The organism is Acidovorax sp. (assembly GCF_047607405.1).
Classification (GTDB): domain Bacteria; phylum Pseudomonadota; class Gammaproteobacteria; order Burkholderiales; family Burkholderiaceae_C; genus Acidovorax.
The window spans coordinates 18,171-28,842 of record NZ_JASGDA010000115.1 but is presented as its reverse complement, the minus strand read 5'-3'; the positions used below and the strand labels follow the sequence as shown (position 1 = coordinate 28,842).

Genomic DNA, 10,672 nt, shown 5'->3' with positions numbered 1-10,672 from the left:
GGCCGCCCCAGGATGACCCTGGGCTGGCGCAAGCCCATTGAGGTCTATGCCGAGCACTTGGCTCGATTGAGCCAGCAGCCAGACCCTGTGCATTGAATATTTGTTGCACTTGGACTTGAAACCGCCCAGGCTGGACAGGCGCCACCAGCTACGAATTCAGTAGCGCTTCACTTCTTCTGCGGCGGCACGTCCGTGCAGGAGCCGTGCGCGATCTCGGCAGCCATGCCGATGCTCTCGCCCAGCGTCGGGTGCGGGTGGATGGTCTTGCCGATGTCCACCGCGTCCGCGCCCATCTCGATGGCCAGGGCCACTTCGCCGATCATGTCGCCCGCGTGCGTGCCGACCATGCCGCCGCCCAGGATCTTGCCGTGGCCGTGGGCCTCGGGCGAGTCGTCGAACAGCAGCTTGGTATAGCCCTCGTCGCGGCCATTGGCGATGGCGCGGCCCGAGGCCGTCCAGGGGAACAGGCCCTTTTTCACCTTGATGCCCTGGGCCTTGGCCTGGTCTTCGGTCAGGCCCACCCAGGCGACTTCGGGGTCGGTGTAGGCCACGCTCGGGATCACGCGGGCGTTGAAGGCGCTGCTGGCCAGTTCCTTGTTGCCTTGCAGTTCACCGGCGATGACTTCTGCCGCCACGTGCGCCTCGTGTACCGCCTTGTGCGCCAGCATGGGCTGGCCCACGATGTCGCCGATGGCGAAGATGTGCGGCACGTTGGTGCGCATCTGGATGTCCACGTTGATGAAGCCGCGATCCGTCACCGCAACGCCCGCCTTCTCGGCGCCGATCTTCTTGCCGTTGGGCGTGCGGCCCACGGCCTGCAGCACCAGGTCGTACACCTGCGGCTCGGGCGCGGTGCCGCCCTCTTGCGCCGGGGCGAAGCTGACCTTGATGCCATCGGGCGTGGCCTCGGCGCCCACGGTCTTGGTCTTGAGCATGATGTTGTCGAAGCGGTGGGCGTTCATCTTCTGCCACACCTTCACCAGGTCGCGGTCGGCGCCCTGCATCAGGCCGTCCATCATTTCCACCACATCCAGGCGCGCGCCCAGCGTGGAATAGACGGTGCCCATTTCCAGGCCGATGATGCCGCCGCCGAGGATGAGCATGCGCTTGGGTACGCCCTGCAGCGCGAGTGCGCCCGTCGAATCGACCACGCGCGGGTCGTCGGGCATGAAGGGCAGGCGCACGGCCTGGCTGCCTGCGGCGATGATGGCGCGCTGGAAGGCGATGACCTTCTTGCCGCCCGTCTTGTCCTGGCCGGTGCCAGTGGTTTCCTCGACTTCGAGGTGGTTGGCGCCCACGAACTGGCCCACGCCGCGCACGGTGGTGACCTTGCGCATCTTGGCCATCGCCGCCAGGCCGCCGGTCAGCTTGCCGATGACCTTTTCCTTGTGGCCGCGCAGCGTGTCCACGTTGACCTGCGGCGCGCCGAAGCTGATGCCCGCCTTGCCGAGGTGCGCCACCTCGTCGATGACCGCCGCCACGTGCAGCAGCGCCTTGGACGGGATGCAGCCCACGTTCAGGCACACGCCGCCGAGGGTGGCGTAGCGCTCGACGATGACGACCTTCAGGCCCAGGTCGGCGGCGCGGAAGGCGGCGCTGTAGCCGCCCGGGCCGCCGCCGAGCACGAGCACGTCGCATTCCATGTCGGCGCTGCCGCCGTAGCTCGATGCTTCTATTTTAGGAGCTGCTGGTGCTTGCTGGATGGGCGCTGGAGCCTGTTTTGGCTCTGATGCTGGCGCTGCTGCCGTTGCCGCTTCGAGCGTCAGCAGCACGGTGCCCTGACGCACCTTGTCGCCCAGTTTGACTTTCAGCTCCTTGACCACGCCCGCGTGGCTGGACGGGATTTCCATGGACGCCTTGTCGGACTCCACGGTGATCAGGCTCTGCTCGGCCTTGATGGCGTCGCCGGGCTTGACCAGCACTTCGATGACGGCCACTTCGTCGAAGTCGCCGATGTCGGGCACCTGGATGTCGATCACTGCCATAACGGTTCTCCTTACAGCAGGATGCGGCGGTAGTCCGCCAGCACTTGGCCCAGATAGGCGTTGAAGCGCGCGGCGGCCGCGCCGTCGATGACGCGGTGGTCATACGACAGGGACAGCGGCAGCGTGAGGCGCGGCACGAACTGCTTGCCGTCCCACACGGGCTTCATCTGGCCCTTGGACAGGCCCAGGATCGCCACCTCGGGCGCGTTGATGATGGGCGTGAAGTGCGTGCCGCCAATGCCGCCCAGGGACGAGATCGAGAAGCACCCGCCCTGCATGTCCGCCGCGCCCAGCTTGCCGTCGCGGGCTTTCTTGGCAAGGTCGCCCATTTCCTGGCTGATCTGGAGGATGCCCTTCTTGTCGGCGTCTTTCAGCACGGGCACGACCAGGCCATTGGGCGTGTCTGCCGCGAAGCCGATGTGGTAGTACTGCTTATAGACCAGCGTGTCGCCGTCGAGGCTGGTGTTGAACTCAGGGAACTTCTTGAGCGCCGCGACCACGGCCTTGATGACGAAGGCCAGCATGGTCACCTTGACGCCGGTCTTCTCGTTCTCTTTGTTGGTCGCCACACGGAAGGCTTCCAGGTCGGTGATGTCGGCCTCGTCGTTGTTGGTGACGTGCGGGATCATCACCCAGTTGCGGTGCAGGTTGGCGCCGCTGATCTTCTTGATGCGGCTGAGGTCCTTGCGCTCCACGGCGCCGAACTTGGTGAAGTCCACCTTGGGCCAGGGCAGCAGGTCCATGCCGACGCCGGAGCCGCCGCCTGCGGGGGCCTTGGCGGCTTGCGCCTTGGTCTGCACGCTGCCGGACATGACCTGCTTGGTGAACGCGGCCACGTCTTCCTGCGTGATGCGGCCCTTGGGGCCGCTGCCCTTGACTTCGGCCAGCGGCACGCCGAGTTCGCGGGCGAACTTGCGCACCGAAGGGGATGCGTGCGGCAGCCCCGGCGCGGGCGTGCCGGGCTGGTGCGGCGCTTCGCTCCCTCTCCCGCTGGCGGGAGAGGGTTGGGGTGAGGGTGACGGTGCAGGCTGCGGCGCGGCGTTGGCCCCACCCTCACCCCTGCCCTCTCCCGCCCCGGCGGGAGAGGGAGATGAAGAACCGGCCACGCCGTCGAGCACGGCCACCAGGTCGCCCACGTTCACCTTGTCGCCGATCTTGACCTTCAGCTCCTTGACCACGCCTGCGGCGGGCGACGGGATTTCCATCGACGCCTTGTCGGATTCGACGGTGAACAGCGACTGCTCCAGCTTCACCGTGTCGCCGGGTTTGACCAGCAGCTCGATAACGGCCACGTCCTTGAAGTCGCCGATGTCGGGCACGCGCACTTCGAGCGGGCCAGCGGCGGCGGATGCGGGGGCAGCCGTTGCTTCTGTTTTAGGAGCTGCCTGTGCTTGTTGGACGGGCGCTGGAGCCTGTTTTGGCTCTAAACCCGCAGCGTCTGCCGACTCCACCACCGCGATGACGGAGCCTTGCTTGACCTTGTCGCCCAGCGCCACCTTGACTTCCTTGACCGTACCCGCGTGGCTGGACGGGATTTCCATCGACGCCTTGTCCGATTCCACGGTGATGAGCGACTGCTCGGCCTTCACCACGTCACCGGGCTTGACCAGCAGCTCGATGACGCCCACCTCGTCGAAGTCCCCGATGTCCGGGACTTGAATGTTGACCAGTGCCATTGCCTGTCTCCGGTTCGGGTTATGCGTACAGCGGGTTGATCTTGTCGGCATTGATGCCGTACTTCTGGATCGCCTCGGCCACCTTGGCGGCGGGCACCTTGCCTTCTTCGGACAGCGCCTTGAGCGCGGCGACCACGATGTAGTGGCGGTTCACCTCGAAGTGCTCGCGCAGCTTGCTGCGGAAGTCGCTGCGGCCAAAGCCGTCGGTGCCCAGCACCTTGTAAGGGCGACCGGCAGGGATGAAGGGGCGGATCTGCTCGGCGTAGTTCTTCATGTAGTCGGTCGAGGCGACCACGGGGCCGGTGCTGTTGCCCAGTTGCTGCGCGACGAAGGACACACGCGGCGTCGCCAAAGGGTGCAGCAGGTTCCAGCGCTCGGCGTCCTGGCCGTCGCGGGCCAGTTCGTTGAAGCTGGGGCAGCTCCACACGTCGGCCTGCACGCCCCAGTCGGCGGCCAGCAGGGTCTGGGCCTCCAGGCTCTCGCGCAGGATGGTGCCGCTGCCCAGCAACTGCACGCGCCTGTCACCCTCGGCGCCGGGCTTGCACAGGTACATGCCCTTGATGATCTGCTCCTCGGTGCCCGCCGTGAGGCCGGGCATGGCGTAGTTCTCGTTGAGCAGGGTGATGTAGTAGAAGACGTTCTCCTGGCGCTCGACCATGCGCTTCAAGCCATCGTGCATGATCACCGCCACCTCGTGCGCGAAGGTCGGGTCGTAGCTCACGCAGTTGGGGATGGTGCCCGCCAGGATGTGGCTGTGGCCGTCCTCGTGCTGCAGGCCCTCGCCGTTGAGCGTGGTGCGCCCCGACGTGCCGCCGAGCAAAAAGCCGCGCGCCTGCATGTCGCCAGCGGCCCAGGCCAGGTCGCCGATGCGCTGGAAGCCGAACATCGAGTAATAGACGTAGAACGGGATCATGATCCGGTTGTTCGTGCTGTAGCTCGTGGCTGCCGCGATCCAGCTCGCCATGCCGCCTGCCTCGTTGATGCCCTCTTGCAGAATCTGCCCGGCCTTGTCTTCCTTGTAGTACATCACCTGGTCGCGGTCCACCGGGGTGTAGAGCTGGCCCTTGGGGTTGTAGATGCCGATCTGGCGGAACAGCCCTTCCATGCCGAAGGTACGCGCCTCATCAACGAGGATGGGCACCACGCGCGGGCCCAGGGCCTGGTCGCGCAGCAGTTGGGTGATGAAGCGCACGTAGGCTTGCGTGGTGCTGATCTCGCGGCCTTCCGCCGTGGGCTCCAGAATGACCTTGAAGGTGTCGAGCGAGGGCACGGTGAAGCTCTCGTCGGCCTTGGGGCGGCGCTTGGGCAGGTAGCCGCCCAGCGCCTGGCGGCGCTCGTGCAGGTACTTCATCTCCGGCGTGTCGTCGGCGGGCTTGTAGTACGGAATCTTGTGCAGCTCGCTGTCGGGCACCGGGATGTTGAAGCGGTCGCGGATGTACTTGATGTCCTCGTCCGAGAGCTTCTTGGTCTGGTGGACGGTGTTCTTGCCCTCGCCCGCCTTGCCCATGCCGTAGCCCTTGACGGTCTTGACCAGCAGCACCGTGGGCTGGCCCTTGTGCGCGTTGGCGGCGTGGAAGGCGGCATAGACCTTGGCGGGCTCGTGGCCGCCGCGGCGCAGCTCGAACACCTCCTCGTCGGTCATGTGCTCGACGAGCTTCGCCGTCTCGGGGTACTTGCCGAAGAAGTTCTTGCGCACGAAGGCGCCGTCGTTGGCCTTCATGGCCTGGTAGTCGCCGTCCAGCGTCTCCATCATGAGCTGGCGCAGCTTGCCGCTCTTGTCGCGGGCCAGCAAGGCGTCCCAGCCGTTGCCCCACAGCAGCTTGATGACGTTCCAGCCGCTGCCGCGGAACTCGCCCTCCAGCTCCTGCACGATCTTGCCGTTGCCGCGCACCGGGCCGTCCAGGCGCTGCAGGTTGCAGTTGATGACGAAGACCAGGTTGTCCAGGTTCTCGCGCGCCGCCAGGCCAATGGCGCCCAGCGATTCGGGCTCGTCCATCTCGCCGTCGCCGCAGAACACCCAGACCTTGCGGTTCTCGGTGTTGGCGATGCCGCGTGCGTGCAGGTACTTGAGGAAGCGCGCCTGGTAGATCGCCATCAGCGGGCCCAGGCCCATCGAGACGGTAGGGAACTGCCAGAACTCGGGCATCAGCTTGGGGTGCGGGTAGCTGGAGAGGCCCTTGCCGTCCACCTCCTGGCGGAAGCTGTCGAGCTGCTGCTCGGTCAGGCGGCCTTCGAGGTAGGCGCGCGCGTAGATGCCGGGCGCGCTGTGGCCCTGGATGTAGAGCAGGTCGCCGCCGTGGTTCTCGCTCTCGGCGTGCCAGAAGTGGTTGAACCCTGCGCCGAACATGCTGGCCACCGACGCGAAGGAGCCAATGTGGCCGCCCAGGTCGCCGCCATCGGCGGGGTTCAGGCGGTTGGCGCGCACCACCATGGCCATGGCGTTCCAGCGCATGTAGGCGCGCAGGCGCTTTTCAATGGCGATGTTGCCGGGGCAGTGGGCCTCCTGCTCGGGCTCGATGGTGTTCACGTAGCCGGTGTTGGCCGAGAACGGCATGTCGATGCTGCTCTGGCGCGCGTGCTCCAGGAGCTGCTCCAGCAGGAAGTGGGCGCGCTCCGGGCCTTCCTTGTCGATCACGGCGGACAGGGCATCCATCCATTCGCGGGTTTCCTGCTGGTCGGCGTCGGTGCCGATACCGAAGCCGACCTGGGATTCGGGCTGAGCTGACATGCTGTGTCTCCTATGGGGTGTGGCTGCACTCTAGTATGCAGCCTCTAGTTTCGCACATTATTTTAATATTTCAAATAGTGCTTTGTAGTTTCATATTAAGAAAAACAAAGCACGTCATCCATCCAGACGCCCCCAGGGCTCACCTACACTCGGTGCATGGACCCCACGCCTTCCGCTCACGCCCCCACGGCATCGGCCGTGTCCGCGCCGCTGCGCTGGTGGCGTCAGTGGTGGCGGGGCCTGTCACCCACCCGGCAGGACCGTTTCGCAGCCCTCGCGCCGCTGGCTGCCGTGCTGATGTTCCTGGCGGCCATCGTGGCCGCTTTCTGGTATTTGCGCGCCGAGGAGGCCGAACGCGAACAGGAAGCCCTGCGGCGCGATGTGGAATACGCCCAGCAGCGCGTGCGCTTGCGCCTGCTGGAGCGGCAGGAGCAGCTCATGCGCATTGCGCGCGACCTGTCCAACCAGGAGCTGCAGCGGGCCGAGTTCATGAGCCGCGCCGAGGCGCTGATCAGCCAGTACCCCGAGCTGCAGGCCATCACCTGGATCGACGAGCGCCGCCGCATCCGCGCCAGCCACGCCGCGCCCACGCTGGCGAGCAGCGAGCTGCGCATCGCGGGCGAGGTGCTCAAGCCCGGCGACACCGCCGACACCTTCGGCCTGGCGCGCGACCTGCAGCAGCCCGTCTATGCGCAGCCTGCCGCCGCGTCGAGCGAATCCGCGCCGATGCTGCAACTGCAGGTGCCGCTGAACAGCGAGGGCAGGTTCAGCGGCGTGGTGCTGGGCGAATACTCCATCGACAGCCTGCTGCGCTACGGCACGCCCACCGAGGTGCTGGCGCGCTACGCCGTCACCCTGCTGGACAGCAAGAACCAGGTGCTCGCAGGCACGCCGCTGAGCCTGCGCAGCGGCACCACCCGCCTGCTGCCGTGGCGCCTGCGGGCCAATGAATACGAGGTGCCCGTATCCCCCGTGGGCAACGGCCTGGTGCTGCGCGCGCAGGCGTACCGCACCTCGCTGGGCGTGGTGGGCAGCGGCCTGTTCTGGCTGGTGGGCACCCTCTCCGCCTTGACGGCGTGGATGCTGATCGCCACCTGGCGGCACACGCGCCGCCGCATGCAGGCGCAAGAGGCCCTGGTGGCCGAGACCAACTTCCGCCGCGCCATGGAGAACTCCGTCCTGACCGGCATGCGCGCGCTGGACATGGAAGGCCGCATCACCTACGTCAACGCCGCGTTCTGCCAGATGACGGGCTGGAGCGAGGCCGAGCTGGTAGGCCAGGCGCCGCCCTACTCCTACTGGCCCGAGGCGGACCACGAGGCCCTGCAGGCCAAGCTGCGCGACGAACTCAGCGGCAAGACCATGCTGGGGGGCTTTCAGATACGGGTGCGGCGCAAGAGCGGCACGCTCTTCGACGCACGGCTGTACGTGTCGCCCCTGATCGACGCGCACGGCCACCAGACGGGCTGGATGACCTCCATGACCGACATCACCGAGCCCAACCGCATCCGCGAGCAGCTCTCGGCCTCGCACGAGCGCTTTACCGTGGTGCTGGAGTCGCTGGACGCATCCGTGTCCGTGGCCCCGCTGGGCAGCCAGGAGCTGCTGTTCGCCAACAAGCTCTACCGCCAGTGGTTCGGCTCGCAGACCAGCGGCCACCTGCAGCTGGTGGCGCAGGCGGGCGTGGTGCCCGTGGCAGGCGGCAGCCAGTCGGGGGTCGATGACGAGGACGGCCTGATGGGCCTGCCCACCGACTCGCTCACCAGCGCCCGCACCGAGAACGCCGAGATCTACCTGCCCGACCTGGGCAAGTGGCTCGAAGTGCGTTCGCGCTACCTCAACTGGGTGGACGGCCGCCTGGCGCAGATGGTGATCGCCACCGACATCACGCCCCGCCGCCTGGCCGAAGAACAGGCCGAGCGCCAGGCCGAGCGCGCCCAGTCCGTCAGCCGCCTCATCACCATGGGCGAGATGGCGTCCAGCGTGGCGCATGAGCTGAACCAGCCGCTCACCGCCATCAACAACTACTGCAGCGGCATGGTCTCGCGCATCCAGAGCGGGCAGATCACCGAGGAGGCGCTGCTGGGCGCCCTGCAGAAGACGGCGCACCAGGCCCAGCGCGCGGGCCAGATCATCCAGCGCATCCGCGCCTTCGTGAAAAAGAGCGAGCCCAACCGCACGCTGGCCGACGTGCATTCCATGGTGGACGAGGCGGTGGAGCTGGCCGACATCGAACTGCGCCGCCACAACGTCCGCCTGACGCACTACATGGCCGCCCGCCTGCCGCCCGTGATGGCCGACCGTATCCTCATCGAGCAGGTGCTGGTCAACCTGATGAAGAACGGCGCCGAGTCCATACAGCACGCCAACCGCCCCGCGCCCAACCGCAGCGTGGAGCTGCGCGTGGTGCCCAAGCACATCGAAGAGCGCGAGGTGGTGGAGTTTTCGGTGCAGGACACCGGCAAGGGCCTGGCGCCCGAGGTGCTGGAGCATTTGTTCGAAGCCTTCTTCTCCACCAAGAGCGAGGGCATGGGCATGGGCCTGAACCTGTGCCGCAGCATCGTCGAGTCGCACCAGGGCAGGATGCACGCGGAGAACATCTACAATGGATGCGAGGTCATCGGCTGCAGGTTCTCCTTCTGGCTGCCGCTTGCCAAGCACGCCAAGCCTGCCGATGCCACTATCAATTCCGCAGCAAACGACCCCACTTCAAGGACCATTGCATGAGCTTGATTCCGAAAAAAGGCACCGTTTACGTGGTGGACGACGACGAAGCCGTCCGCGATTCCCTGCAATGGCTGCTGGAAGGCAAGGACTACCGCGTGCGCTGCTTTGATTCGGCAGAAACATTCCTGTCGCGCTACGACCCGCGCGAAGTCGCCTGCCTGATTGTCGATATCCGCATGGGCGGCATGACGGGCCTGGAGCTGCAGGACCGCCTGATCGAGCGCAAGTCCCCCCTGCCCATCGTCTTCATCACCGGCCATGGCGACGTGCCCATGGCCGTCAACACCATGAAGAAGGGCGCGCTGGACTTCATCCAGAAGCCCTTTGACGAAGAAGAACTCGTGGGCCTGGTCGAGCGCATGCTGGACCGCGCACGCGAAGCCTTCGCGGACTACCAGCAGGCCGCCAGCCGCGACGCGCTGCTGGCCAAGCTCACCAGCCGCGAGGCGCAGGTGCTCGAACGCATCGTCGCAGGCCGCCTGAACAAGCAGATCGCGGACGACCTGGGCATCAGCATCAAGACGGTGGAGGCGCACCGCGCCAACATCATGGAAAAGCTGAACGCCAACACCGTGGCCGACCTGCTCAAGATCGCCCTGGGCCAGAACGCGCCCAAGGCTTGATACTCACTTATTGATAGCTGCTAGCGCCCGCCATATAAGCGCTAGAGGCCAATTTGACCATTATTTTCGGACCAGCATGACCGCCCAGCTCATCGACGGCAACGCCCTCTCCCGCCAACTGCGCAGCGAGGTCGCGCAGCGCGCCGCCGCGCTCAAGGCCCGTGGCGTCACCCCCGGCCTGGCCGTGGTGCTGGTGGGCGACAACCCCGCCAGCCAGGTCTATGTGCGCAACAAGGTCAAGGCGTGCGAGGACAACGGCCTGCACTCCGTGCTCGAAAAGTACGGCGCCGACATGACCGAGGCCGCCCTGCTGGCCCGCGTCGAGGCGCTCAACAACGACCCCGCCATCCACGGCATCCTGGTGCAGTTGCCGCTGCCCGCGCACATCGACGCGCAGAAGGTCATCGAGGCCATCTCGCCCGCCAAGGATGTCGATGGCTTCCACGTCGCCAGCGCGGGCGCGCTGATGACGGGCATGCCGGGCTTCTGGCCCTGCACGCCCTATGGCTGCATGAAGATGCTGGAGAGCATCGGCTACAGCCTGAAGGGCAAGCACGCCGTGGTCATCGGCCGCAGCAACATCGTGGGCAAGCCCATGGCGCTGATGCTGCTGGGCCAGGACGCCACCGTCACCGTCTGCCATTCGCGCACCGCCGACCTGAAGGCCCAGACCTTGCAGGCCGACGTGATCGTCGCCGCCGTGGGCAAGCGCAACGTGCTCACCGCCGACATGCTCAAGCCCGGCGCCGTGGTCATCGACGTGGGCATGAACCGCAATGACGAAGGCAAGCTCTGCGGCGACGTGGATTTCGACGGCGTGAAAGAGGTGGCTGGCTGGATCACCCCCGTGCCCGGCGGGGTCGGCCCCATGACCATTACCATGCTGCTGGTCAACACCCTCGAAGCCGCCGAACGCACGGCGGCTTGAACCCA

6 protein-coding genes are annotated in these 10,672 nt (G+C 66.4%); 3 read left to right on the top strand and 3 right to left on the bottom strand.

From position 1 onward, the window contains the following. Window positions 1-167: 167 nt before the first annotated feature. From lpdA to aceE, 3 genes are read right to left on the bottom strand one after another with little or no spacing between them, the layout of a single operon-like run. A complete protein-coding gene (gene lpdA, locus QM569_RS14130; protein ID WP_414987869.1) occupies window positions 168-1,985 on the bottom strand; it encodes a dihydrolipoyl dehydrogenase in 1,818 nt (605 codons plus the stop codon). An 11-nt stretch (window positions 1,986-1,996) separates the two neighbouring features. Continuing rightward, entirely contained in the window at window positions 1,997-3,661 is a 1,665-nt protein-coding gene (aceF, locus tag QM569_RS14125) for a dihydrolipoyllysine-residue acetyltransferase (protein WP_414987868.1), read from the bottom strand. Window positions 3,662-3,680: 19 nt separating this feature from the next. Further along, complete coding sequence (aceE, locus tag QM569_RS14120; protein WP_414987867.1) at window positions 3,681-6,389, bottom strand: pyruvate dehydrogenase (acetyl-transferring), homodimeric type; 2,709 nt, start codon at window positions 6,387-6,389, stop codon at window positions 3,681-3,683. A 156-nt stretch (window positions 6,390-6,545) separates the two neighbouring features. Between aceE and QM569_RS14115 the strand changes: the two genes are divergently transcribed. The 3 genes from QM569_RS14115 to folD all read left to right on the top strand — a co-directional run bounded on the left by QM569_RS14115 (window position 6,546) and on the right by folD (window position 10,667). Then, on the top strand, window positions 6,546-9,116 hold the full coding sequence (locus QM569_RS14115) for a PAS domain S-box protein (RefSeq protein WP_414987866.1): 2,571 nt from the start codon (window positions 6,546-6,548) through the stop codon (window positions 9,114-9,116). Then, complete coding sequence (locus QM569_RS14110; RefSeq protein WP_414987865.1) at window positions 9,113-9,739, top strand: response regulator transcription factor; 627 nt, start codon at window positions 9,113-9,115, stop codon at window positions 9,737-9,739. Before QM569_RS14115 ends, QM569_RS14110 begins: the two co-directional genes overlap by 4 nt. 76 nt (window positions 9,740-9,815) lie before the next feature. Next, window positions 9,816-10,667 (top strand): bifunctional methylenetetrahydrofolate dehydrogenase/methenyltetrahydrofolate cyclohydrolase FolD, encoded by an 852-nt coding sequence (gene folD / locus QM569_RS14105; RefSeq protein ID WP_414987864.1) that lies wholly within the window; start codon window positions 9,816-9,818, stop codon window positions 10,665-10,667. The last annotated feature ends 5 nt before the right edge of the window (window positions 10,668-10,672 follow it).

Coding starts and splice junctions, on each gene's coding strand:
- lpdA (WP_414987869.1), bottom strand. CDS start 1,985: ATGGCAGTGATCGACATCCAGGTGCCCGACATCGGCGACTTCGACGAA.
- aceF (WP_414987868.1), bottom strand. CDS start 3,661: ATGGCACTGGTCAACATTCAAGTCCCGGACATCGGGGACTTCGACGAG.
- aceE (WP_414987867.1), bottom strand. CDS start 6,389: ATGTCAGCTCAGCCCGAATCCCAGGTCGGCTTCGGTATCGGCACCGAC.
- QM569_RS14115 (WP_414987866.1), top strand. CDS start 6,546: ATGGACCCCACGCCTTCCGCTCACGCCCCCACGGCATCGGCCGTGTCC.
- QM569_RS14110 (WP_414987865.1), top strand. CDS start 9,113: ATGAGCTTGATTCCGAAAAAAGGCACCGTTTACGTGGTGGACGACGAC.
- folD (WP_414987864.1), top strand. CDS start 9,816: ATGACCGCCCAGCTCATCGACGGCAACGCCCTCTCCCGCCAACTGCGC.